The 23,599-nt window shown below is 39.8% G+C and carries 22 protein-coding genes; 13 read left to right on the top strand and 9 right to left on the bottom strand.

Annotated elements, in window-relative coordinates; all coding sequences use genetic code 11:
• The first annotated feature begins 51 nt into the window (after positions 1 to 51).
• On the top strand, positions 52 to 984 hold the full coding sequence (locus ATS74_RS13720; RefSeq protein WP_058549441.1) for a DUF3530 family protein: 933 nt from the start codon (positions 52 to 54) through the stop codon (positions 982 to 984).
• Here ATS74_RS13720 and djlA read toward each other — a convergent pair.
• Genes djlA through ATS74_RS13705 form a run of 3 tightly spaced genes read right to left on the bottom strand, consistent with a single transcriptional unit; the run spans position 967 to position 3,514 of the window.
• The gene (djlA, locus tag ATS74_RS13715; protein WP_058549440.1) at positions 967 to 1,827 is read right to left on the bottom strand and encodes a co-chaperone DjlA; all 861 of its coding nucleotides are present in this window, start codon (positions 1,825 to 1,827) and stop codon (positions 967 to 969) included. The two genes, ATS74_RS13720 and djlA, sit on opposite strands and share 18 nt — an antisense overlap.
• A gap of 29 nt (positions 1,828 to 1,856) precedes the next feature.
• Positions 1,857 to 2,516: an N-acetylmuramate alpha-1-phosphate uridylyltransferase MurU gene (gene murU / locus ATS74_RS13710; RefSeq protein WP_058549439.1), complete on the bottom strand. Its 660-nt coding sequence runs from the start codon at positions 2,514 to 2,516 to the stop codon at positions 1,857 to 1,859.
• On the bottom strand, positions 2,513 to 3,514 hold the full coding sequence (locus ATS74_RS13705; RefSeq protein ID WP_058549438.1) for an aminoglycoside phosphotransferase family protein: 1,002 nt from the start codon (positions 3,512 to 3,514) through the stop codon (positions 2,513 to 2,515). The genes murU and ATS74_RS13705 overlap by 4 nt, the downstream gene beginning before the upstream one ends.
• Before the next feature lie 102 nt (positions 3,515 to 3,616).
• Between ATS74_RS13705 and lptD the strand changes: the two genes are divergently transcribed.
• From lptD to ATS74_RS13670, 7 genes are all read left to right on the top strand, one after another.
• On the top strand, positions 3,617 to 5,869 hold the full coding sequence (gene lptD, locus ATS74_RS13700) for an LPS assembly protein LptD (RefSeq protein ID WP_058549437.1): 2,253 nt from the start codon (positions 3,617 to 3,619) through the stop codon (positions 5,867 to 5,869).
• 39 nt (positions 5,870 to 5,908) lie between these two features.
• Positions 5,909 to 7,204, top strand: coding sequence for a peptidylprolyl isomerase SurA (gene surA / locus ATS74_RS13695; protein WP_058549436.1), 1,296 nt, complete (start codon positions 5,909 to 5,911; stop codon positions 7,202 to 7,204).
• 2 nt (positions 7,205 to 7,206) lie between these two features.
• Positions 7,207 to 8,199, top strand: a complete 993-nt coding sequence (gene pdxA / locus ATS74_RS13690) for a 4-hydroxythreonine-4-phosphate dehydrogenase PdxA (protein ID WP_058549435.1) — start codon at positions 7,207 to 7,209, stop codon at positions 8,197 to 8,199.
• Positions 8,196 to 9,002, top strand: a complete 807-nt coding sequence (rsmA, locus tag ATS74_RS13685; protein WP_058549434.1) for a 16S rRNA (adenine(1518)-N(6)/adenine(1519)-N(6))-dimethyltransferase RsmA — start codon at positions 8,196 to 8,198, stop codon at positions 9,000 to 9,002. Before pdxA ends, rsmA begins: the two co-directional genes overlap by 4 nt.
• Positions 8,986 to 9,375, top strand: coding sequence for a Co2+/Mg2+ efflux protein ApaG (gene apaG / locus ATS74_RS13680; protein ID WP_058549433.1), 390 nt, complete (start codon positions 8,986 to 8,988; stop codon positions 9,373 to 9,375). The genes rsmA and apaG overlap by 17 nt, the downstream gene beginning before the upstream one ends.
• 13 nt (positions 9,376 to 9,388) lie before the next feature.
• Positions 9,389 to 10,207 (top strand): symmetrical bis(5'-nucleosyl)-tetraphosphatase, encoded by an 819-nt coding sequence (locus ATS74_RS13675; RefSeq protein ID WP_058549432.1) that lies wholly within the window; start codon positions 9,389 to 9,391, stop codon positions 10,205 to 10,207.
• A 136-nt stretch (positions 10,208 to 10,343) separates the two neighbouring features.
• Entirely contained in the window at positions 10,344 to 12,359 is a 2,016-nt protein-coding gene (locus tag ATS74_RS13670) for a methyl-accepting chemotaxis protein (RefSeq protein ID WP_058549431.1), read from the top strand.
• Positions 12,360 to 12,649: 290 nt separating this feature from the next.
• Here ATS74_RS13670 and mutM read toward each other — a convergent pair whose 3' ends face one another.
• Positions 12,650 to 13,459 (bottom strand): bifunctional DNA-formamidopyrimidine glycosylase/DNA-(apurinic or apyrimidinic site) lyase, encoded by an 810-nt coding sequence (mutM, locus tag ATS74_RS13665; protein WP_058549430.1) that lies wholly within the window; start codon positions 13,457 to 13,459, stop codon positions 12,650 to 12,652.
• The gene (locus ATS74_RS13660) at positions 13,459 to 13,974 is read right to left on the bottom strand and encodes a hypothetical protein (protein WP_058549429.1); all 516 of its coding nucleotides are present in this window, start codon (positions 13,972 to 13,974) and stop codon (positions 13,459 to 13,461) included. Before ATS74_RS13660 ends, mutM begins: the two co-directional genes overlap by 1 nt.
• A gap of 118 nt (positions 13,975 to 14,092) precedes the next feature.
• Here ATS74_RS13660 and ATS74_RS13655 point away from each other — a divergent pair, with 118 nt between their 5' ends.
• The gene (locus ATS74_RS13655) at positions 14,093 to 15,019 is read left to right on the top strand and encodes a manganese-dependent inorganic pyrophosphatase (protein ID WP_058549428.1); all 927 of its coding nucleotides are present in this window, start codon (positions 14,093 to 14,095) and stop codon (positions 15,017 to 15,019) included.
• A gap of 240 nt (positions 15,020 to 15,259) precedes the next feature.
• On the top strand, positions 15,260 to 16,363 hold the full coding sequence (locus ATS74_RS13650) for a GGDEF domain-containing protein (RefSeq protein ID WP_058549556.1): 1,104 nt from the start codon (positions 15,260 to 15,262) through the stop codon (positions 16,361 to 16,363).
• A 2-nt stretch (positions 16,364 to 16,365) separates the two neighbouring features.
• On the opposite strand, the gene ATS74_RS13645 is transcribed toward ATS74_RS13650, so the two are convergent.
• Positions 16,366 to 17,550 carry an NAD(P)/FAD-dependent oxidoreductase gene (locus ATS74_RS13645; RefSeq protein WP_058549427.1) on the bottom strand — a complete coding sequence of 395 codons (1,185 nt, stop codon included), beginning with the start codon at positions 17,548 to 17,550 and terminating at the stop codon, positions 16,366 to 16,368.
• Positions 17,551 to 17,879: 329 nt separating this feature from the next.
• Between ATS74_RS13645 and ATS74_RS13640 the strand changes: the two genes are divergently transcribed.
• The gene (locus tag ATS74_RS13640; protein ID WP_058549426.1) at positions 17,880 to 20,006 is read left to right on the top strand and encodes a S8 family peptidase; all 2,127 of its coding nucleotides are present in this window, start codon (positions 17,880 to 17,882) and stop codon (positions 20,004 to 20,006) included.
• A 122-nt stretch (positions 20,007 to 20,128) separates the two neighbouring features.
• Here the strand turns inward: ATS74_RS13640 and rpmG are convergent, their stop codons facing one another.
• From rpmG to radC, 3 genes are all read right to left on the bottom strand, one after another.
• The gene (gene rpmG / locus ATS74_RS13635; protein ID WP_004587947.1) at positions 20,129 to 20,284 is read right to left on the bottom strand and encodes a 50S ribosomal protein L33; all 156 of its coding nucleotides are present in this window, start codon (positions 20,282 to 20,284) and stop codon (positions 20,129 to 20,131) included.
• 11 nt (positions 20,285 to 20,295) lie between these two features.
• Positions 20,296 to 20,532 (bottom strand): 50S ribosomal protein L28, encoded by a 237-nt coding sequence (gene rpmB, locus ATS74_RS13630; protein ID WP_006793236.1) that lies wholly within the window; start codon positions 20,530 to 20,532, stop codon positions 20,296 to 20,298.
• A 270-nt stretch (positions 20,533 to 20,802) separates the two neighbouring features.
• Complete coding sequence (gene radC, locus ATS74_RS13625) at positions 20,803 to 21,477, bottom strand: RadC family protein (protein ID WP_058549425.1); 675 nt, start codon at positions 21,475 to 21,477, stop codon at positions 20,803 to 20,805.
• Between the two features lie 143 nt (positions 21,478 to 21,620).
• Between radC and coaBC the strand changes: the two genes are divergently transcribed.
• Both coaBC and slmA read left to right on the top strand, forming a co-directional pair.
• Positions 21,621 to 22,814, top strand: coding sequence for a bifunctional phosphopantothenoylcysteine decarboxylase/phosphopantothenate--cysteine ligase CoaBC (coaBC, locus tag ATS74_RS13620; RefSeq protein WP_058549424.1), 1,194 nt, complete (start codon positions 21,621 to 21,623; stop codon positions 22,812 to 22,814).
• A gap of 101 nt (positions 22,815 to 22,915) precedes the next feature.
• On the top strand, positions 22,916 to 23,503 hold the full coding sequence (slmA, locus tag ATS74_RS13615) for a nucleoid occlusion factor SlmA (RefSeq protein WP_058549423.1): 588 nt from the start codon (positions 22,916 to 22,918) through the stop codon (positions 23,501 to 23,503).
• Positions 23,504 to 23,599 lie beyond the last annotated feature (96 nt).

The raw sequence follows: 23,599 nt of genomic DNA, 5'->3' as shown, positions 1-23,599 counted from the left end.
TTTTAGTTAACTAGGCCGATACTTAACTAATGACTATTAGTTGAGTGTGTTATGGTTTTTTTGCAATTATTTAAAAAGATTTTGTGTTGCTTAGCGTTTAGCTACTCAGTTTTTTTAGCTCTACCTGCAACTGCGGTTGAGCATATTGCTCCTCCTGCACTTTCAAGTATTGAAAACAGCGATATCGAACGCCTACTCCCCAACGCTGAAATAAAACCAATTCTTGCTGGCGATACCGAATTTTTGAGCCTTTATAGCGAATATATGAGCAGCAATTTTAGAGGGGTTGTTTTACTTATTCCGGATTGGCATTCAGTCCCTACGAATAACTCAGGTATGAGCTTTCTTCGTAAAGAGCTTAACAACTTAGGTTACACAACCTACGCTATGACTGTGCCAGATATAGATTGGCAAGCAGAAAAAATGAAACCTGTTACGCCAACTGACGCTGTAGAAACCCCAACCAGCGATGAGTCTAAAAGTGATGCTAATGAACCTGAGAAACAAAGCGCAGAGCCACACTATGTTAATGCAATTGAGCCTGTAAATAATGATGTGCTTGAAGACTACAAAACTAATTTAATACTACGCTACGAAGCGCTCTATCAAACAGCGATGGCTGAGCCCAGTAATATTGTTGTAATAGCCCAAGGAGCGAGTGCAGGCATGTTACTTGAGTATTATGCAGATTTCCCAGAGTCTAAAATTAATGCTTTTGTTAGTTTAAGCAGCTACTTACCGAATGCTCAACGCAATGAAGAGTTAAGCCAAGCAACATCGTTAGTAGCCCCTGCGTTACTTGATATTTACTACACAAACGACAGTACTGACATTTTGCTTAGCCTTAAAAACCGCAAGCGCTGGGTTAACCGAAACGCTAAGTTTGATTACCGTCAGCGCCAGCTTTTTGGTATGCGAAACGCCCCACAGCAGCACGCACGTTTAAGCAAAGAAATAGACGGATTTTTACGCCGCCTTTTTTAAGTACTCGTAAGCTGCCTGTATGTCTTGGCTTTTTTTAACCGCAACTTCCATCATGTGCTTTGGTAACCCTTGCGACACAAGTTTATCAGGATGATGCTGCGCCATTAATTTTCGATATGCGACTTTAATATCTCGCGCAGTAGCGTCGCTATTTAACCCTAGTAACGCAAGTGCTTGTGAGCGGTTCATACTATTATCTGGCGGTACGTGATGCCCTGAACCTTCACGGTAACTACTACTTTGACCTTGTTGCTGTTGCTTGTAACGCTGCTGTTGCTGCCTAAAATTAAACTCAGCTTGGTAACGTTTTAAAACAAATGCAAAATGAGGTTTAGAAATACCTAACTGCTTACTTACCTGTGCTAATAACTGTTTTTCTTGCTCAGCTAATACACCATCAGAAAACGCCATTTGAATTTGTATCTCTAAAAACAGCTGCAATAAATCGTGGCGAGTGGTAAAGCGCTCCTTAAAATCGCTTACGGTTTCTTTTAAAGAGAAATCACTTTCTTTACCCGCTTGAAATGCATGTTGAGCTTCGCGACGTTCATCGCCTTTTAAGCCCATTTCATCCATAAATAAATTAGCTGCTTTTATATGTACTTCGCTTACACGGCCATTCGATTTTGCAATGTGCCCCATAACCGCAAAGCAACTTGAGAAAAATAATGCTTGGCGTTCATGTACATCATCACCTTTAAATAAGCTTGAAAAGCCACCGGCTTTGTCAAAATCGTTTTTAAGGCTTTTATCAAATAAATGACCTAGGTATAAACCTAATATGGCACCAAAAATTTTGCCAAACATAAAGCCAAAACAAAAACCGAGAATTTTTCCCCACATTTATAATACTGCCTTTTTAAAATTAATATTTACTGCGCTTTTAAACGTTTGTTTAATTCATCCAAACGCGCTGGCGTGCCAATGTCATCCCATTGTCCAATATAGAGCTCAGTAGAGACTAAATGTTCATTTAACTTTTCTCGTAATATTGGCCCTAAAGGCCGAACTCCTTGGGCTAACCCTTTAAAAAAGTCAGCGTGGTATCTACTGATCCCTGAAAACGTATATTTTTGGCTCTCATCCGATAAATGACTTAATGTAAAATCGCCATCAAGATTATGTGGCGGGTTTTCTATTAGTACTATATGCGCTTCGCCTGATTGTAAATGTAGCTGCATAAGCGCACTTACATCGTAATCAGTATATACATCGCCATTTATAACAATGAACGAATCACCTAACAGCGGTAACGCTTCAATAATACCGCCAGCAGTTTCAAGGCCGCCCTTAACCTCTTGGCTATAATTGATAGATACGCCAAATTGGCTACCATCTTTAAAATAATCTTTTATTTTATCACCTTGCCACGCGAGGTTTATTACAATATCAGTAATGCCCGCCGCCTTTAGATTATTTATATGATGCTCAATAAGTGGTTTTTCAGCCACTTTTAACATTGGCTTTGGCATATTTTGCGTAAGTGGCATCATTCGCTTGCCGCGCCCTGCAGCTAAAATCATTGCTTTCATGTACGCTCCACAGCAAGTTGCTTTGTAACTTTTGGCACAATTGTATTCTTTATCCACTCACTTAAATCACTAAGCTCTGAGTAATGTGCGGCTACTTCAACAATGTAATCGAGTGTTGGTAGAATATTATCTAAATAACCTGTTTTTGAATCCCGCAAATATAGCCGACAAAATATGCCCGCGGCTTTTAAATGGCGCTGAATACCGGTTAAATCAAACCAATATTTAAATTCACTAAAAGAGGTATTTTTTACTAACCCTTGAGCGATAAATTCTTTATAAGCAAAATCAAGTAAGCTTGATAACTCACTTTCAGGTAGTTTGTAGTAGCAATCGCGCAATAGCGATACTAGATCATAGCAAAGTGGGCCTTGTACGGCGTCTTGATAATCAATAATGGCCCACTGGCCGTTGCTATACATAATATTGCGACTGTGATAATCGCGGTGAACTGTCACGGTTGGCTGTAAAAGCATAGCATTTGTAAGTAACTCGCAGCTTGAGTGCCACATTGCTACTTGCTCAGTAGTGAGTGATTCACTTATAAAATCACTCACTAACCATTGGCTAAATATGCCTAGCTCAAGTTGGATGAAATCTTTGCTATAAGCTTGCATGGCTGAAGCTGATGGCGTTTTTGCCCACTGCGCATTTAAGCTGATTAATGCCTTATAATGCTCTATTTTATTTTTGTCATCGAGCATATCGGCTAAGTGAGTAGACCCTAAATCGCTTAATATAAAAAAGCCTTGTTGCTCATCGCTTGCAATTATTGAAGGAAGCAAAAAGCCTTGCTCTGTAAACACCTTATTTAACGAAATATACGGCTCGTTATTTACTTTTTTTGGATCTGAGTCCATCACTATTAAATGCTTATTATCGTGATTTAGACGGTAATAACGACGAAAGCTCGCATCACCCGTAATGGCATTTAGAGTGTGCGATTTGGCATTAAGCTGTACGTTTATAAATTGTTGTAAATTCTCAAAGCGTGTCATTTTATAGTGATATCTATTTTTATAGGTCAATTACTGTATTTGCCATTATTTTCCTTTATTATGTGTAGATTATATTTAATCACACAGCATTAAGGTCAATAAATGAGCAAAACCTGGGGCATATTGATGCTAAGCGTAGTTAGCGCACCATCGCTTGCCGAAACTGAACTTGCACACAACTTGTGTGGCATTTCAATGCAAACCAGAGCTTGGCAACCACTTGAAGGCCTTAACCTCGGTGAAGTTGACATTCAAGCTGATGATGTCGAGCTACTTGGCACCCAAAGCGCTGAATTTACCGGCAATGTTGATATTAACACCCTTAAGATGAGTTTGTCCGCACAAACTGCGTTGATAGACAAACAGCGTGGGTTACTAAATGCAACAGGGCCAATTACTTATCAAGATTATGTTAGTAAGGTAAATAGCACCGGTTTAAACGCCGATTTAAATAATTCAGAAGTAAGTTTGTTAGGCGCCGATTACAGCCTGAGCGAACAACAAGGCAAAGGCGGCGCTGAAAAACTTACTGTTAATCAGTCTGGCTTATTGCTAATGAATGCAAGCTTTACTACCTGCCCAAGTGATACGCCAGTATGGGAAATAGAAGCCGATGAAATTAACCTCTCACGAGAAGAAGGTTGGGGCGAAACCTACAACGCAGTTTTACGTATTTTAGATACACCTGTTTTATATTTACCATATTTCACATTCCCATTAGATGAGCGCCGTAAATCGGGCTTACTTACACCTACTATTTCAAGTTCTGATAAATACGGCGTAGAAACCGTTACACCGTATTATTTAAATATTGCGCCTAACTTTGATGCCACCATCACCCCTCGCTATATGTCTAATAAAGGGCTGCAATTACAAACTGAGTTTAGATACCTAACTGAACAACATGAAGGTTTAGTGGGTGTTGAATATTTAGATAGCGATGACTCAGAGCCTGATTTAGAAGAGCGCTACATATTTCATTGGCAGCAGCAAAGTTACTTAGGTGAAAACTGGCGAGCGAACGTTGATGTAACTAACGTAAGTGATGATAACTACATAACTGACTTAGGTTCAAGTTACGCCAGTAAAACCGATACTCAGCTTTATCGTACAGGCTCGCTTACTCACTTAGGTGAGACATGGCGCACCGATATAAAAGTACAAAATTTCGAAGTACTCGGCGATCACTTAGAATCATACACGGCGGTACCGCAAATTAACTTTACTCAAACTGCTCCGTGGCGTTTTGACAACTTTGACTTTACGCTATCAGGCGAGATTAGCCATTTTACTAATGGCTCTTCAGAGGTAGATATAGATAGTGCAACACGTGTGCACATTGAGCCTAAAGCTCGCTATAACTATGCAACTCATGCGTGGTCTTTTTTATCTGAAGTGAGCTTATTACAAACAAACTACAAGCAAAATGGTAATTTAACCGGTACGCAATATAGCGATACAGTTTCTCGTACAATTCCTAAAGTACGCTTGTATTCTCAGCTTAATTTTGAGCGTGACGCGTCTTACTTTTTTGAAGACGGTATACAAACACTTGAACCACAAATTCAGTATTTATATACCCCAAATAAAGATCAATCAGACATAGGCTTATTTGATACCACCAAATTACAAGACGATTATTACGGCTTATTCAGAGACGTGCGTTTTTCAGGTGTTGACCGAATAGCGGCAGCTAATCAATTTACCTTAGGTGCAACAACTCGCTTGTTTGATAAAAAACAAGAAGAAGTGTTTAACTTCAGTGCAGGGCAAATCTTTTATTTAAGTGACGATGCAAAACCTACAGAGCAAGGCTTAAACTCCGATACTAATTATAATGCACTATTTGCAGCACAAACCATGTTACATTGGCATCGCCGCTGGTATCTTGCTGGTGGCATTCAGTACGATACAGATGGCAAGCAAATGGTACAGTCTAATGTCACTCTTGATTACAAAGGTGATAATAATCAGCTAGTACAATTGAACCATCGCTATGCAAATGATGTCTCAGGAAATACAATCGAGCAAGCAGGTGTATTTACAAGTGTTCCTATTAGTGACGAATGGCAATTTATTGCAAGTTATCACCGAGACCTTGAAAATAATCGAAGCATCGAAGTATTGAGCGGATTTCAGTATGAATCATGCTGTTGGGCAATCCAAATTACTGGCCATCGCCAAATAGAAACTGATTTAAATCAGTTAATAGGGCAAGAACAAGCAACTTTTGATTCAGGTATTAGTTTGAATTTTGTATTAAAAGGACTTGGCAGTAAAAGCCGTTATGATGCACAAAAATTATTACAACAAGGTATTTTTGGCTATCGTAGACCGTATTTTCTTAATAACTAGTATCACAACAGTACTATTAGCAAGAGTAGTAAAAAGAATATGAATTTAAAAAAATTATTAACATCAGCAGTTTTAAGTGTCAGTCTTTGTCAAAGTGCAATGGCTGCACCAGTAGAAATAGATAAAGTTATAGGCGTTGTAAACCAAGGCGTAATTTTAAAAAGCGAAGTAGACACCATTATTGATCGTGTTAAAAAGCAAGCAGCAGAGCAAGGTCAACAACTTCCAAAAGACGAAACGCTTCGTGTACAAGCTGTAGAACGTTTAGTTAACCAAGCGCTTATGATGCAAATGGCTGAGCGAATGGGTCTACAAATTTCAGACAGCCAACTGGATCAAACACTTGCCAATATGGCTAAAGAGCAAGGCGGTACTATTGCTGATTTACGTCGTACTATTGAAGGTGCTGGTGAAAGTTTTCAAAGCTACCGCGAAGAAATTCGTAAAGAAATAACCACGCAACAAGTAACGCGAGCCAACGTTGATCGCCGTATTTATATCAGCGAGCAAGAAGTTGATAACCTTTTAAAAATTATGGAAACCCAAGGTCAAAATGCTGAAGAGTACGACATTGGTCATATTTTAATTGATATCCCTAACGATGCTACCGCTGAAGAGATTACGAGTGCTAAAACACGTGCAGATAAAGTTATTGAGTTATTAAACGACGGCCAAGAATTTAAACGTATTGCTATTTCATCATCAAGTGGCTCTCAAGCACTTGAAGGTGGTCAGCTTGGTTATATGGGTATTAATGAAATGCCATCGCTTTTTGCTGAAGCAGTAAAGGGGAAGAAAAAAGGCGCTATCGTTGGTCCTCTTCGCTCAGGCGCTGGTTTTCATATAATCAAAGTACAAGACGTACGTGGCCTACAAGTAGTAGAAACTACAGAGGTTCGTTCTCGTCACATTCTTATTAAGCCATCTATTATTTTAAGCGAAGAAAAAGCACGCTCTATGCTTGCAGGTTTTGCAAAAGACTTACGAGCTGGTAAAGCTGATTTTGCAGAGCTTGCTAAAGAATACTCTGAAGATCCAGGCTCAGCACTTAAAGGTGGTGAATACGACTGGACTGATCCTACGACCTACGTACCCGCGTTTAAAGATACACTACTTTCTCTTAAGCAAGATGAAATAAGCGAACCGTTCAGAACGCAATTTGGTTGGCACATTGTTCAGCTACTAGGAAAACGCGTAGCTGATAAAACAGAGCTTGCTAAACGTAACCGTGCTCACGGTATGTTATTTAACCGTAAATTTAAGGAAGAAAGTTTCAACTGGCAGCAAGAAATGCGCGAGCAAGCTCACGTTGAAATTTTCCCAACAGAACAATAAATATGACCTTACGAATTGCTATTACCCCGGGTGAACCTGCCGGTATTGGCCCAGATTTGCTTCTCACGCTTGCTCAGCAAGCGTGGGACGCTCAACTAGTAGCCATTGCTGATGGCAAACTATTAAAAGAGCGTGCAGAGCATTTAGGCTTAACAATAAACTTAATTGAATTTGATGAAGAAGCGCCAGCAATGGTAGCGCCTGCGGGCAGTTTATACATTCATCAAGTTGATTTAGGTGTAGATGTAGAGCTTGGCGTACTTGATGATGGTAACGGCCAATACGTACTAGATACCTTGCGCATAGCAAGCGAGAAAAACATGGACGGTAGCTTCGACGCTGTTGTTACAGGTCCTGTTCACAAAGGTATTATAAATAAAGCGGGTATTTCGTTCAGTGGCCACACTGAATATTTTGCGCAGCAATCAAATACCGCCGATGTAGTAATGATGCTAGCAACTGAAGGCTTACGTGTTGCCCTTGTAACTACTCATATTCCACTTGCCTATGTATCTCGCGCTATTACACCAGAGCGTTTAACTAAAGTAGCAGGTATTTTAAACCACGACTTACAAACTAAGTTTGGTATAGAAAAACCACGTATTTTAGTGTGTGGTTTAAACCCACACGCAGGTGAAGATGGACATTTAGGCACTGAGGAAATAGAAACAATTACCCCAACGCTTGAACTGCTCAATAGCCAAGGCATGAACTTAATTGGCCCACTTCCAGCCGATACCCTATTTCAAGATAAATATCTATCTGAAGCCGATGCTGTGCTTGCTATGTATCACGATCAGGGATTACCTGTGCTAAAATACAAGGGATTTGGTAAATCGGTAAATATTACCTTAGGCTTACCATTTATCCGCACCTCAGTTGACCACGGTACTGCGTTAGATTTAGCAGGCACTGGAACCGCTGATGTTGGCAGTTTTGAATTAGCGATCCGCGAAGCAATTAAGCTCGCCCAAGAAAAAGCACAGAATCAATGACCGATAAAGTACATTTAGGACACCGCGCCCGTAAACGTTTTGGACAAAACTTTTTATTTGATGAATCTATCATCGATAAAATAGTCACTGCGATAGATCCTAAACCAGAAGACAACTTAGTAGAAATAGGCCCAGGCCTTGGCGCTATTACTGAGCCTGTGGCTGATTTAAGCGGCCATTTAACGGTTGTTGAACTAGACAAAGATTTAGCACAACGTTTAATTGAGCACCCATTTTTAGGTCCTAAGTTAACGGTAAACCAAGGCGATGCAATGAAGTTTGACTTTGCAAGCCTGGTACGTGATGACAAAAAATTAAAAGTGTTTGGTAACTTACCTTACAACATTTCTACGCCTTTGCTATTTCACCTTTTTGAATTTGCTGATCATATTGAGCACATGCACTTTATGCTTCAAAAAGAAGTCGTTAAGCGTATGGTAGCTGGCCCTGGCAGTAAAACATTTGGCCGCTTAAGTGTTATGACGCAGTATTACTGTAATGCAATGCCTGTAGTTGAAGTACCGCCAGAGTGCTTTAAACCTGCTCCAAAGGTTGATTCGGCAGTTATTCGCTTAATCCCTAAAAAAGCAGAGCAACGTACAGCTAAAAGCGTGAAAATTTTAAACACAGTATGCTTAGAAGCATTTAACCAACGTCGTAAAACATTACGAAATAGTTTAGGTAATTTACTAACAGCTGATGAGCTTACAAGCATTGGTATAGATATTACTCTTCGTGCTGAAAGCCTATCGTTACAACAATTTATTGATATAGCTAACTGGATTTATGACAACAAGCAGTAATATAGGATCGCCTGTAAAGGTATCTGTAGAAACATTTTACGTAGAAGGTCAATCTCAACCTGAGCTTGAAAAATATGTATTTGCTTACTCAGTAACAATTAAAAATCATAGTCTTTGTAGTGCTAAGCTACTAAGTCGTTATTGGTTAATCACTGATGCAAACGGCAAAGAAGTCGAAGTTGAAGGTGAAGGTGTTGTAGGCGAAATGCCAGACATTGGCCCTGGCGAAAGCTATAAATACACCAGTGGTGCAATTTTAGATACGCCAGTGGGTACAATGCAGGGTCATTACACATTACGTAATGAGTTTGGCTCTGAGTTTCAGGCACCTATTAATGTGTTTCGTTTGGCTTGCCCTAACATTTTGCATTAAGTACTAACCACTGATGGCAGATTATGCAATAGGTGATTTACAAGGGTGTTTTAGTGAATTTAACACCCTTTTACAACGCGTTAATTTTAACCCAAGCCAAGATCACTTATATTTAGTTGGCGATGTTGTAGCCCGAGGGCCAGACTCTCTTGCTTGCATAGATCACATTTACAAACACCAGGATAGTATGACTATCACTTTAGGTAATCACGACCTTCACATGGTTGCCTGTTATTACCTTAACAAATCAATTAATCCTAAAGACAAATTAGGCCCTATATTTGAAAGCCCTCACCTAGCTCGCTACATTTCTTTTTTACAAACTCAGCCATTAGCAATAGAGCTAAAACAATATAATTGTTTTATTTCTCATGCAGGGTTAAACCCTAATTGGACAATAAACAATGCGCTAAGGTACGCCGAATTTGCAAATAGCTGTTACCAATCAAGTAATGCTAAACTATTTTTTGAGCGTATGTATCAGCCTCATCCTGGTAAATTTTCAAGCGAACTTGATGATTTTGAAAAGTTTAGATACATAGTCAATTATTTTACTCGCATGCGTTTTTTAACTGCTAATAATCAATTAGAGCTTAATGCAAAAGGTGCAATAACTGATAATCGCGAGCTAACGCCATGGTTTAAACACCCAAATATAGTAAATGCGACGCACGATATTATTTTTGGCCACTGGGCTGCCCTGGAAGGTAAAACAGCAAACCCATGTATTCATGCCTTAGATACTGGCTGTGTGTGGGGGGGCAGTATGACCCTTATGGAGCTGAGTAATAAAAAATTAATTGTAGAAAAATCCCACCTTTTGTCTAAATAAACTGAAATAAGCTAATACATCTGTTAGATTTATCAATTAAAAGTTAAAATTAGTTAAAGTAATTGATTTTAATTGCTTAACTTATTGGTACAAACGCCGATAAGATTTAATTGAAGTATTTTTGAGTGGAAAATTTATGAACCTAACAGTAAGCCAACGTATTTGGGGTGGTTTTATATTTATTACCCTTTTATTACTAATAATTGGTGGTAACTCCTTAATAAAAATAGCAAACATCGATCGCTCTACTCAAAAAGTGAATCAACTATCACTTCCAGCATTAAATAAAAGCTCTGAGTTACAAGCTGAGTTTATTTTAATGAGTAAAGCCGCTCAAGCTAGCTTTTACACTTCATCAGCTAAAGAATTAGAACCAATAAAAAAACAAGTTAATGAACAAAAGCAGCTATTTAATACACTACATCGCGAACTTCAAGAAGTAGTTAAAAACGATACCGCACTTAATCAAAGTAGCCAAAACGTAGAAAAAACTTACTTAAGCTTTTTAAATACAGTAGAAAACTTACTAACAGATAAAAGCAAACAGCTTGCACTAAATAAAGCCTTAACCGCCCAACTTGAAAATATAGAGCTAAGTGCAGAAGACGCTAACTCAGTCGTATTAGATATTATTGATATTGATGGATTTGAGCAAAACCACCCCCGTGCTTATCAAGCTGCAAACAATTTAGAAAACAATTTTATGTCGGTAGTAAGTAACAGCACCGATATGCTAACTGTAAAAACACTCAGTACGCTCGATATTGTTAAAAATGAGCAAACTTATTACCTTGATGAAGTTACCCGCACACTTGCTCTTATTAAACCAGCAATAGAACAAACACATAGTGACTTGTACATAAGCCTTAAAGAGTATGTAGATACGTTAGAGAGCAACATAAAAGGTAACAGCGGGTTAGCTGCTAATAAAAAGCGCTTAATTGATGCGATTACACTGACCGAAGCCGAGCTTGCTCAATCAGAACAAGCAACAAAAATGGCACTTAATCAAATTGATGAGCTTGTAAAACAAGCCAGTGATGTTGCGTTTAAATTACAGCAAGGCGTTCGTAGCGACGTTGACTCAGCTAATTTATGGACATGGGTAGGTATGATAATAGCTACATTAATTGCTATTGCCATAGCTATTATTACAGTAAGCCGCATTACTAAACCACTCGCTGAAGTTAACCGTATTTTAGACATTGTAGCTAGCGGCGATATGACCCAACGCTTAGACGATAGTGCTAAAGATGAGTTTGGCGAACTATCTAAAAGCTGTAATACCTTAATAGACAGCCTACGTAGCTTAATTAAAGGTATTATTTCTCGCTCTACCCAACTTGCTGCGGCATCAGAGCAAACTTCTGCAATTACTGCCGAATCAAGCCAAGCAATTCGCAACCAGCAGGCACAAGTAGAACAAGCAGCCACAGCAACAACTGAAATGAGCAGTACTTCACAAACAGTAAGTGGCAGTGCTCAACAAGCGCTAAGCGAAATTAAAAATGCCGATAAAGAAGCCGAACGCGTTAAAGGTATTTCAAACCAAAATAAAGCAACTATTGAGCAACTAGCTCGCGAAGTAGATGATGCCTCGCAAGTTATAAATAAACTACACCAAGATAGCGCATCAATTGGTAGTATTTTAGATGTTATACGCGGTATTGCTGACCAAACTAACTTACTTGCACTTAATGCCGCTATTGAAGCTGCACGTGCGGGTGAATACGGCCGAGGCTTTGCGGTTGTAGCAGACGAAGTGCGCTCTTTAGCGAGTAAAACACAAGAGTCGACCCAAGAGATACAATCGATGATTGAATCGCTACAAACAGGCGCAGAGGCTGCTGTAACAGCAATGGGTAAAGGTAAGCAACGTGCGGTATCGTGTGTTGAACAAACAGACCTAGCAAGTAGCGCGCTTGACTCAATTACTTTTGCGGTATCACAAGCGCATGATGTAAGTGAAGAAATATCAACAGCAGCACTAGAGCAACAACAAGTGGCTCAAGAGATTAGCGAACGTTTAGAGTCAATTGTAGCGATTGCAGAGCAAACTGCTGAAGGCGCAAACCAAACGAACATTTCAAGCTCTGAAGTTGCAAAACTTGCTGAAGAGCTACGTTTATCAGTAGATGAATTTAAAGTTTAATATCAATTCACTTAATTAAACGATCTATTTTGAGGCTGGAAAAGCGTGTTGATAGCTAGGCAAAAAATTTGCTATTTAGTGGCTCTCAGCAATTGCTCCTGCATTGCTCTACCTTCTGCATCCGTGCAGTCGTAAATGAGAATTTTTTAATACAGGTAGCAGCACGTTTAGCCCCGAAAAATGATTAAGTATTATTGCGGATTGGTATAAAACGCTTTATAGATAATAAAAACCCCGTTAGCACTATGTGTTAACGGGGTTTTCTTAAGAGCATTAAAAAGTAAAAGTAGTTACTTTTGGCAATTTGAACAAAAAACGGTACTACGCTGCCCCAGCCTTATTTCTTCTAACTCATTATCACACGTTAAACAGGGCTTTCCTTTTCGGCCATACACTAATAACTCTTGTGCAAAATAGCCCGGCTTACCATCACTTTGTGCAAAATCTTTAAGGGTTGTACCACCTTGAGTTATAGCAGCCGCAAGCGTGTCTTTTATTATTGGGATAAGCACTTGATAGCGTTTAAGAGAAACCTTCCCAGCTTCGCGTTTTGGATGTATCCCTGCTTTAAACAATGACTCGTTAGCGTAAATATTTCCTACACCAACAACCACTGCGTTATCCATAATAAACTGTTTAACAGGTACTTTTTTATTGCGTGACTGATCGTACACACGCTTTGCAAAAAAATCATCAGTAAGAGGCTCAGGCCCAAGCTTTGAAAGCAACTTATGTATTTCGCCAGGTTCTTGCCATAAGCAGCAGCCAAAACGGCGTGGATCGTTCAAGCGCAGCGCCTTATTATTTCCAAATACAAACTCTACATGGTCGTGCTTTTTTAGAGGCTCGCTTTTATCTACAACCCGTAAGTTGCCCGACATACCTAAATGTAAAATAGTGCTACCAAGCTCACAATGCAGTAATAAATATTTTGCACGGCGCTCAATACTAGTAACAGTTAACCCTTCTAGCTGGTAAACATCATCAGGTACAGGCCAGCGCATACTGGCATTATAAATATTGACCTTAGTTACAACCTGGTTTTTTATATGGGGGGTGATCCCCATACGGCTTACTTCTACCTCTGGTAATTCAGGCATTAATTAGACTCACTTTGTGAAAAATCAAAACTTGGAAACAACTGCTGTGCAGTACTTAAATCAAGAGCGAGTATTCGCTGGCTATTTTTTTCTAGCAAATAATATTGCCCAGCTCCTTTATAAAGCAAGTAAACCCAAGGAAGGCTCTCGCCCGCAAGCTCAAAAGTGGCAACATATAAAGGTGAATTAGGATTAAAAACTACTGATTCATTTACACCCATTAGCTGCGCGTTTTGCCAATAGCTAACTAAATCTTTAAGTTGCTGCTCAGTTGCCTGCCAAATAAGCGGCGCATCTTTTTGTAGTGGTGTTGTACGCCAGCTAGTACCTATACGTTCAATTTTTTGATCGACAAACTTAAGTGTTAATACAAAACTTTGCTCAGGAAGCACTGATTGTAATGCTGGTTTATCCTCCCCTCCCAAAAATTGCTTATGCCAGCCATTTAAAAAGAAGATCATAATCAACATTGAAAAAATTATAACGTTGTTCCAACCTTTACGGCCCAGTCGCATATTTATACACCTAGTAAATTCAAGATTTTAAAGTGTAACTAAAACTTAATTGCACTGTCTATATGTTAAAGAGCGCAGACTTTGTTAGAATATCGGCAAATTTAAAGGAGTTCCGTCAATGTCTATGTATGTAGTGGGCCATAAAATCCCAGATTCAGATTCTATTTGTGGTGCAATTGCACTGGCTTATTTAAAAAACCAAATCGATGAGCCGGCAATACCAACTCGTCTTGGTGAAGTTTCACCAGAAACTCAATTTATCCTTGATAAATTTGGTTTCGAAGCACCTGAGCTTAAATTAAGCTACGCGGGCGAAGATGTGTATATTGTGGATCACACAGAAAAAACACAAGCACCTGATGATATCGACCAAGCCCGTGTTGTTGGCGTGGTAGATCACCATAAATTAGGTGACTTAACATCATCAACTCCGCTTGAATGTTGGATCCGTCCTGTTGGCTGTTCAAACACCATTATTAAAATGATGTACGATTTTTACAGCGTAGAAATCCCTAAAGACATCGCTGGTATTATGATGTGTGCAATTTTAAGCGACACCGTAATATTTAAATCGCCTACATGTACAACTGCCGATATTAAATGTGTTGAAGCACTTGCTGAAATTGCGGGTGTTGAAGACTTTAAAGAACTAGGCATGGATATGTTCCGCGTCAAGTCTGCAGTAGAAGATACACCTGCACGTGACTTAGTTATGCGTGACTTTAAAGATTTCAACATGAACGGTAACCTAGTAGGTATTGGCCAACTAGAAGTAATCGACCTTGCTGTGTTTGACGATATTAAAGCTGACCTTGAAGCTGATATTGCAAAACTTAAAACTGAAGGTAATCGTCACTCTGTATTTTTACTGCTTACCGATATCATGAAAGAAGGCTCAGAGATGCTAATTGTATCTGACGATGCAAACCTAGTTGAGCAGGCTTACGGCGTTAAACCAGAAAATGATAAAGTATGGTTAGATGGTGTATTAAGCCGTAAAAAGCAAGTAGTACCACCACTACAAGATGCGTTTGCTAAAGCCTAATAGCTTTAATAAATAACACTAAAAAGCCGATAGTGCATATGCATTATCGGCTTTTTTGTTTTTAGAGCTATGCAATCTAAGAACCTTGGCAACAATTCTCTACTAGATACAACTACGAATCTCTCGCTAACAGTAAAAAAACTTACACGTAAACTACATAGGACGACATTAAAACTATAATAATAATTGTATATGAGTAATAATCTCTATAATAAAGTATACAATTATGGGGCGCTCATTATGCTAAGTTTTTGGTACAAAGAGTTTCCACAGTACCCTAAAGATCACAAGGACTTTTGGCGCACTCGCTTAATAGCCCACTCCTTGCTAATAACTACATGTTACTTTTTAGTTTTAACCCTGCTCAATCTTTTTTATTTTGCAAGCTACGACATAGCACTTATTGATGCTTTTGGCCTTTTTATATCGTTCGGTATTTGTATTTGGTTTAATAAAACAGCTAATGTAAATATAGCCTCTTGGGCCGTTACATTGATGATTGTTAGTTTAATTTTAATGTTTGTGATTTCAGTTGGTGGCCATGCCCACTCTTTATTTTGGGCCACGCTTATTCCGCCATTCACATTTTTTTTAGTTGGCAGAAATTGGGGGAGTATATTTAGTGCAGTCGCTTTTGCTATTTGTGCGTATCTGGTGTACTTACAACAACAGCAAACCATAACAATTGGCTTAGGCTCTTTATTTAATCTTATTGAAGTAGGTCTTGCTCATATTTTGATTTTTAGATTTTACGAAAAAACACGGTTTTCGGCATACACCCGACTATCTATCCGTAACCTAGAAATTCAACACTTAGCAGAAACCGATAAGTTAACTGGGCTTTATAACAGGCAAAAATTTGATTTTGAATTATCACAATTAATTGCTAAAGACGACGTCTTTAAAACCCCGCATTGCTTACTTATTTGCGATATAGACCACTTTAAAAATATAAACGATACCTACGGGCATTTAGTTGGCGATAACGTACTCACTGAATTTGCAAAAATATTAAAAAAACGAATGCGAAATGACGCACTTATTGCGCGATGGGGTGGAGAAGAGTTCACTATTATTTTGTCGAACACCTCTTTAAATGATGGTGCGAAACAAGCTGATGACCTGAGAAAATATATTGCCGAAAATACAATTACAAATATAGCATTTACTATAAGCATTGGCTTAGCAACGATACAAAAAGACGATACAGTGCTAAAACTATTAGAGCGGGCTGATACAGCGCTATATAGGGCTAAAAATAATGGACGAAATAACGTATGTGTTAGCGATAAGGATTCAACCGTTATCGCTCAATCAACTTACTTAAATGGCTCTATAGCCTAAACTTAGGCGTACTGCCCACAAGCGAATCCACAGCTCCAAGCATACTGGAAGTTGTAGCCACCAAGCCAGCCCGTTACATCGGTTACTTCACCTATAAAATATAAGCCTTTAGCTTTTTTAGCTTCAAAGGTTTTAGAGCTCAACTCGTCGGTATCTACACCGCCCAATGTTACTTCCGCTGTTCTATAGCCTTCAGTGCCATTGGGTTTAATTTGCCAAGCGTGAATGTAATTTACTAACTCATCTATTTGAGCATGTGTAAGCTGATTAATATTACAATCTGGTATCGCTTTGCTTTCGTGTAGTATTTCAATAAAGCGCTTTGGTAAAATAGTTGCAAGGCTGTTTTTTAGCGACTTTTGGGCTTGCGCTTCTCGCCAATCGGCAAGTTGCTGCCTTAAATCAATTTCAGGTAATAAGTTTATAGTAACAGCCTGCCCTGCTCGCCAAAATGAGCTTATTTGCAATATTGCAGGGCCCGATAACCCTCGGTGAGTAAACAAAATATTCTCTTTAAATACTGTGCCGTCTTCGCTTGAAACTTCACAAGGAATACTAATTCCCGAGAGCCCTTCAAAACGCTCTTTATCGTGCTGATGCAAAGTAAACGGTACAAGTGCAGCCATAGTTGGTAATACACTTAATCCAAACTGCTCTGCAATTTTATAGCCTATGGGTGAAGCGCCAAGCTTGGGCATTGTTAAACCGCCCGATGCAATAACTAACGACTCGCATGTTAAGGTTTCTTGCTCTGTGGTAACGCTATAGCCGATTTCGGTTTTTGATACGCTGATCACTTCGTTGCGTAGCTTTATATTTACCCCGGCCCACTCACATTCGGTCAGTAAAATATCAACAATGTCTTGTGCATTGTTATCGCAAAAAAGCTGTCCTAGTGTTTTATGGTGATACGCCAAGCCATGCCTGTCTACCAGCTCAATAAAGTCATGCTGTGTATAACGACTTAAGCATGATTTAACAAAATGAGGGTTGCCGCATAGGTAGTTTTCGGGGCTAGCATTTTCGTTTGTAAAATTACAACGCCCTCCACCACTTATTAAAATTTTTCGGCCTGGTTTTTTACCCATATCAAGCACTGTAACGCTTCGGCCTCGGTAGCCTGCTTGTGCAGCACTCATTAACCCGGCTGCACCTGCGCCAATAACAATTACATCTACTTGATTCATTACTTTACCCTACTAAAAAATTTTTCCGATTATAGCAAATATTGACTAAACACCTTGAATAGAATTTATTGTTAGAAATATAGCAACAAATGTAATCGTGGTTAGTTATGTCTTTTCGATAAAAGGACAAATTAACTAATACTAAAAACGTATTTTGTTATTTAGTCACAAATACTAAAAGACGTTAAAAGCACGGGTACACTAAGTTATAACCAAATGAAATAGGTACATAAGTAATTGGTATTTTAAAGTTATTAACAGATCATTTACCTTTGTTTCTGTTTCGTAATCACTGATTACGAATTTACTAATAACAACTAGGGATAATTATGACAACAAGTAATAACTTCAAAAAATGTGCTATTGCACTAACGGTAAGTACACTTTTTGCTGCTAGCTCAAGCATGGCTCAATCTGTCTCAACCTCAATGGCAGAAACATCTGCAAAACTACAAACCCAAACCGGTTTTGAGACTCAGTTTATTATTAAATACAAAAACAATAATAATGAAATGGCGAGTATTTCTAGTACAGACGCGAGCCCTTCAAATATGAAGAAGCGTGCACAGAGCTTTGTAAAAAACTTCGCATCTAAAAAAGGAAAAGTAAAAGCGAAGTATATCCGTGCTATGGCACTTAATAACCATCACGTTATGCGTGCAGACAAAAAACTAAGCGCTGAAGAAGCACAAGAATTTATGCAAGAAATGGTGGCTTCTGGCAATGTTGAATACATTGAAGTGGATCAAATGTTAAAGCCGTTCGCAACGCCTAACGATCCTCGCTATGGCGATCAATGGCACTACTACGAACAAGCAGGTGGTTTAAATTTACCGACCGCTTGGGATACAGCAACAGGTAGCGGCGTAGTGGTTGCGGTACTTGATACTGGTTACCGACCGCATGCAGACTTAAACGCTAACATTTTACCTGGTTACGATATGATCTCTAACCTGTCGGTAGCAAATGATGGCGGCGGTCGCGATAGTGATGCACGCGATCCAGGCGATGCCGTTGCGGCAAACGAATGTGGTAGTAATGCAGCCCAAGGCTCTAGTTGGCATGGGACTCACGTTGCAGGTACGGTTGCTGCAGTTACTAATAATGGCGAAGGTGTAGCCGGTGTTGCTTACGACGCAAAAGTTGTTCCGGTACGAGTACTGGGTAAATGTGGTGGTTTAACATCAGACATTGCTGATGGCATTATTTGGGCTTCTGGTGGAAGTGTGTCTGGCATTCCGGCAAACTCAAACCCTGCTGACGTAATTAACATGAGTTTAGGTGGCAGCGGCTCGTGTAGCTCTACTACTCAAAATGCGATTAACACAGCACGTAGTAATGGTACTGTGGTTGTTATTGCTGCAGGTAACGATAACGATAACTCAGCAAACTACAACCCTGGTAACTGTAGCGGTGTAGTAAACGTGGCATCGGTAGGCCGTAACGGCGGACGTGCATATTACTCAAACTACGGTAGCAATATTGATGTTGCTGCACCGGGTGGCGCGCAAAGCTTTGCGAATGACTCTGAAGGTGTTCTTTCGACTTATAATTCAGGTTCTTCTACACCGTCAAGCGATAGCTATGCCTTCTCTCAAGGTACATCAATGGCAGCCCCTCATGTTGCCGGTGTAGCAGCTCTTATAAAACAAGCTAAACCTAATGCGACTCCTGATGAAATTGAAAGTATTCTAAAATCAACTACTCGTTCATTCTCAGCAACATGTACTAGTTGTGGTACAGGTATTGTTGATGCAGCAGCAGCAGTTGCAGCTGCCAGTGGCACCACTACTCCACCAACTGGCGGAGATAATGAACTTGTTGATGGCGAAGCTAAAACAGGGTTAAGCGGCGCAGCAAATGCACAAGCATACTACACAATGACCGTACCAAGTGGTGCTACTAACGTAACGTTCACTATGAGTGGTGGCACGGGCGATGCTGACTTATATGTACGTGCTGGAAGCCAACCAACCACAACTAGTTATGATTGTCGCCCATATGAAGGCGGTAATAGCGAAGAGTGTTCAATCGATAGCCCTGCAGCAGGTACATACCATGTAATGCTTCGTGGCTACTCGGCATACTCAGGCGTAAGCTTAGTGGGTAATATTACAGGTGGCTCTACAGGTGGCGGTTCAAGCACGCCTGAAGCCGGTGGTGGTACAGTAAGCGATGTTAGTGCGACTACTGGTAACTGGAAACATTATACTTTAGATGTGCCAGCAGGTATGAGTACATTTACTGTAACAACCTCTGGTGGTAGTGGTGATGCCGACTTATTTGTTAAGTTTGGCAGCCAGCCTACAGCTTCTAGCTTCGATTGTCGTCCGTATAAAAATGGAAATGCTGAAACATGTACGTTTAGCAATCCACAAGCGGGAACTTGGCACTTAAGCGTAAATGCTTACAGCACCTTTTCTGGTTTGACGCTTAGCGGACAATACCAACCATAATATTCCCTTCCCCTGGGAGAAAAGGCCGAGCTAGTTAGCTCGGCCTTTTTATTTGTACTTAAATTACAAAAACAAAAAACCCAGCATAAGCTGGGTTTTTACATTCTGAAAGAAAACTAAAATTACTTGATTTTAGCTTCTTTGAAAATCACATGTTTACGAGCCTTAGGATCGAACTTTTTGATTTCCATTTTTTCAGGCATGTTACGCTTGTTTTTGTCGGTAGTGTAGAAGAAACCAGTACCAGCAGTTGAAACTAAACGGATTTTATCGCGCATAATTCAATACCTTAAACTTTTTCGCCGCGAGCACGGATTTCTGTAAGAACCGCGTCGATGCCTTTTTTATCGATAATACGCATACCTTTAGTAGTAGTGCGTAATGTTACAAAACGTTTTTCACTTTCAACCCAAAAACGGTGTGTTTGTAGGTTAGGTAGGAAACGACGTCTAGTCGCGTTTCTCGCGTGTGAACGGTGATTACCAACCGCTGGACGCTTACCTGTAACTTGACATACTTTAGACATGTCTATATATCTCCAATAACTTCGCTCGAGCTTAATTTAACCTAAGGCCATGTATTTGTGCCCTAGATAAATCGAAGGGCGCTCTTTATACAGCTTTTACAGGCAAAGATCAAATACTGATCTATCCAACCAGCTCATATGTAAATTTGATAGCGGCTAATTATAAAGATCGAATGCCCTTAGGGAAAGTAAAAACTGCATTTAAATTAAACTAATTTGCTAAAACGCCCCAAACCGCTCATTTTTAACACACTTCTTCACCAAGCAACATTAAATAAGCCCTCTTTGCGCGAACGAAACACAGGTTTCGCCGCCAACAATGATGTGATCAAGCACACTTATGTCAACTAATTGCAGTGCTTGTTGCAATTTATTAGTAATAAGTTTGTCTGCTTGGCTTGGCTCTGCAATTCCACTTGGGTGATTATGTGCAAAAATAACCGCGGCTGCATTATTTTTAAGCGCAGCTTTAACTACTTCTCTTGGGTAAACACTGGCCGAATTAATTGTCCCATAAAAAAGCACCTCGTCTTTGAGTAGTCTATTTTGACTATCGAGGTGTAACACCATAAAAACTTCCTGCTGCAAACCACGCATTTGAATTGTTAGGTAATCGTATACTGAATCTGGAGAATTAAATACAGCCCCACGCTGACAGCGCTCTTGCATATAACGCTGACTTAGCTCAAGAACCGCTTGTAATTGTACATATTTGGCAGTACCAAGACCTTTTTGAGCGCAAAACTCTTCTTGGCTGGCATTAAATAAATTATGTAACGTTTGATTTTCGTTAAGCAGATGCTGAGCAAGTTCTATCACGTTCATTCCTGGCAGACCTGTGCGTAAAAATATAGCAAGTAACTCGGCATCACTTAGCGCTTTAGCCCCTTTTGCAATGAGTTTTTCGCGTGGGCGCAGTGAATTTGGTAGCGATGTTAATTGCATTATTCATCCTTGAGGAGCCAAAGTGTCTTATAACTGTAATGCAAATTTTAAAATTCGCCTGATTATTTCAAATTAAAAACTTAGCTGTACGGGTCAAGATTTGTTATTTTAGCCACAATATTAAATAAGACTGATGAACCACCATGATTAACTTAACAAACAAAAAAATTGTACTTGGCATTAGCGGCGGTATTGCAGCTTACAAATGTGCAGAGCTAGTTAGGCGCTTAAAAGACGCAGGTTGTGAAGTAAAAGTAGTCATGAGCGAATCAGCTAAACATTTTATAACGCCACTGACCATGCAAGCAGTAAGTGGAGAAATAGTGTCTGATTCATTACTTGATCCATCAGCAGAGGCTGCAATGGGGCATATTGAATTTGCAAAGTGGGCAGACCTTATTTTGGTGGCACCTGCGACAAGCAATATTATTGCTAAAATGGCGGCAGGTATTGCAGATGACTTACTGACCACACTACTACTTGCCACCCCTGCAAAAGTAGCCGTAGCACCTGCAATGAACCAACAAATGTACGCACACCCAGCTACACAAGCAAATTTAGCCACCTTAAAAGCCCGTAACGTGCTTATTTGGGGGCCAGGTAAAGGCGAACAAGCGTGTGGCGATGTAGGCGCAGGGCGCATGCTAGAGCCTCACGAGTTAGTTGCACTTTGTACAGCTAAAGAACAGCCACAAATACTCGCAGGTAAAACAATAACAATTACTGCAGGCCCAACACGAGAGCCTCTTGATCCAGTTCGTTTTATATCAAACCATAGTTCAGGGAAAATGGGTTACGCTCTAGCACAAGCGGCTCTAGAGCTAGGTGCGCAGGTTAATTTAATTTCAGGGCCGGTAACAATTAAAGCGCCAGCTGGTGTAAATTTAATAAATATTGAAAGTGCTGAGCAACTATTAAACGAAGCATTAAACTATGCACCGCAGTCAGATGTATTTATTGGCTGTGCAGCAGTTGCCGACTACAGAGCCGCAAATGTTGCAGATCAAAAAATGAAAAAACAAGGTGATGAGCTCACCCTTACCCTTGTTAAAAACCCCGATATAATTGCCGCTGTTGCTGCTATTAAAAACAACCGACCTTACACTGTAGGCTTTGCAGCCGAAACTCAAAACGTTGAAAGCTACGCTAAAGGTAAGCTTAAAAATAAAAACTTAGATATGATTTGCGCGAATGACGTATCAAAAAGTGCCCTAGGATTTAACTCTGATCATAATGCTTTAACATTATACTGGCACAATGAAAGCGTAGAATTACCAGCAGCGAGTAAAACACAAATCGCACATCAAGTGATCGAACAGCTCGCTAAACATCTATAAAAATGCTGGAAACAAACTGAATAAAACATTAACATAAGCGACTCATTTGAACAAAAAATGACTGGCCCCAGCTAAGAATAACTAATAAAAAAGGAAGGTTCATGCCTGCGACAAAAAGAAGTAATCGCAAAGAGCAGATACTGCAAGCACTCGCACAAATGTTAGAAACCAGCCCAGGACAACGAATTACCACAGCAAAGCTTGCTGCTGAAGTAGGCGTTTCTGAAGCAGCGCTTTACCGTCATTTTCCTAGTAAAGCACGTATGTTTGAAGGCCTAATTGAGTTTATTGAAGACACACTTTTGTCGCGCATTAACCTTATTTTAGAAAACGAAAAAGAAAGCCAGACACGTATTTACAACATTTTATTATTACTCCTCACCTTTGCTGAAAAAAATCCGGGGATTACTCGCATATTGACCGGCGATGCATTACAAGGTGAACAAGAGCGCCTACGTGAACGTGTACAAGGTTTGTTTGAAAAACTAGAAACTCAGTTTAAACAAGTACTACGCGAGCGAAAACTGCGCGAAGGCAAAACCTTCCAAAGCGATGAGCTTACGCTTGCTAACTTTTTGCTTGCGTACGTTGAGGGCAAAATGAATCAATTTGTACGAAGCGACTTTAAAGCAAAGCCTAGTGTACAATTTGAAAAACAATGGCCCGAATTACAAAAAATCTGGCTTTAGTTTTACTCAATTAAACACAAAAAAACGACCTTCGGGTCGTTTTGTCGTATTGAGCTGCCATTTATCTGATCCGCTCGAATTGTGAGCCAAACTCGT

It is taken from the genome of Pseudoalteromonas sp. H103 (assembly GCF_001469205.1).
Lineage (GTDB): Bacteria > Pseudomonadota > Gammaproteobacteria > Enterobacterales > Alteromonadaceae > Pseudoalteromonas > Pseudoalteromonas carrageenovora.
The sequence above is the reverse complement of the archived record's forward strand: the minus strand, read 5'-3'. Positions and strand labels throughout refer to the sequence as shown.

Excerpts from the sequence above, each read along its gene's own strand:
- ATS74_RS13720 (WP_058549441.1), top strand. The coding sequence starts at position 52 with ATGGTTTTTTTGCAATTATTTAAAAAGATTTTGTGTTGCTTAGCGTTT.
- djlA (WP_058549440.1), bottom strand. The coding sequence starts at position 1,827 with ATGTGGGGAAAAATTCTCGGTTTTTGTTTTGGCTTTATGTTTGGCAAA.
- murU (WP_058549439.1), bottom strand. The coding sequence starts at position 2,516 with ATGAAAGCAATGATTTTAGCTGCAGGGCGCGGCAAGCGAATGATGCCA.
- ATS74_RS13705 (WP_058549438.1), bottom strand. The coding sequence starts at position 3,514 with ATGACACGCTTTGAGAATTTACAACAATTTATAAACGTACAGCTTAAT.
- lptD (WP_058549437.1), top strand. The coding sequence starts at position 3,617 with ATGAGCAAAACCTGGGGCATATTGATGCTAAGCGTAGTTAGCGCACCA.
- surA (WP_058549436.1), top strand. The coding sequence starts at position 5,909 with ATGAATTTAAAAAAATTATTAACATCAGCAGTTTTAAGTGTCAGTCTT.
- pdxA (WP_058549435.1), top strand. The coding sequence starts at position 7,207 with ATGACCTTACGAATTGCTATTACCCCGGGTGAACCTGCCGGTATTGGC.
- rsmA (WP_058549434.1), top strand. The coding sequence starts at position 8,196 with ATGACCGATAAAGTACATTTAGGACACCGCGCCCGTAAACGTTTTGGA.
- apaG (WP_058549433.1), top strand. The coding sequence starts at position 8,986 with ATGACAACAAGCAGTAATATAGGATCGCCTGTAAAGGTATCTGTAGAA.
- ATS74_RS13675 (WP_058549432.1), top strand. The coding sequence starts at position 9,389 with ATGGCAGATTATGCAATAGGTGATTTACAAGGGTGTTTTAGTGAATTT.
- ATS74_RS13670 (WP_058549431.1), top strand. The coding sequence starts at position 10,344 with ATGAACCTAACAGTAAGCCAACGTATTTGGGGTGGTTTTATATTTATT.
- mutM (WP_058549430.1), bottom strand. The coding sequence starts at position 13,459 with ATGCCTGAATTACCAGAGGTAGAAGTAAGCCGTATGGGGATCACCCCC.
- ATS74_RS13660 (WP_058549429.1), bottom strand. The coding sequence starts at position 13,974 with ATGCGACTGGGCCGTAAAGGTTGGAACAACGTTATAATTTTTTCAATG.
- ATS74_RS13655 (WP_058549428.1), top strand. The coding sequence starts at position 14,093 with ATGTCTATGTATGTAGTGGGCCATAAAATCCCAGATTCAGATTCTATT.
- ATS74_RS13650 (WP_058549556.1), top strand. The coding sequence starts at position 15,260 with ATGCTAAGTTTTTGGTACAAAGAGTTTCCACAGTACCCTAAAGATCAC.
- ATS74_RS13645 (WP_058549427.1), bottom strand. The coding sequence starts at position 17,550 with ATGAATCAAGTAGATGTAATTGTTATTGGCGCAGGTGCAGCCGGGTTA.
- ATS74_RS13640 (WP_058549426.1), top strand. The coding sequence starts at position 17,880 with ATGACAACAAGTAATAACTTCAAAAAATGTGCTATTGCACTAACGGTA.
- rpmG (WP_004587947.1), bottom strand. The coding sequence starts at position 20,284 with ATGCGCGATAAAATCCGTTTAGTTTCAACTGCTGGTACTGGTTTCTTC.
- rpmB (WP_006793236.1), bottom strand. The coding sequence starts at position 20,532 with ATGTCTAAAGTATGTCAAGTTACAGGTAAGCGTCCAGCGGTTGGTAAT.
- radC (WP_058549425.1), bottom strand. The coding sequence starts at position 21,477 with ATGCAATTAACATCGCTACCAAATTCACTGCGCCCACGCGAAAAACTC.
- coaBC (WP_058549424.1), top strand. The coding sequence starts at position 21,621 with ATGATTAACTTAACAAACAAAAAAATTGTACTTGGCATTAGCGGCGGT.
- slmA (WP_058549423.1), top strand. The coding sequence starts at position 22,916 with ATGCCTGCGACAAAAAGAAGTAATCGCAAAGAGCAGATACTGCAAGCA.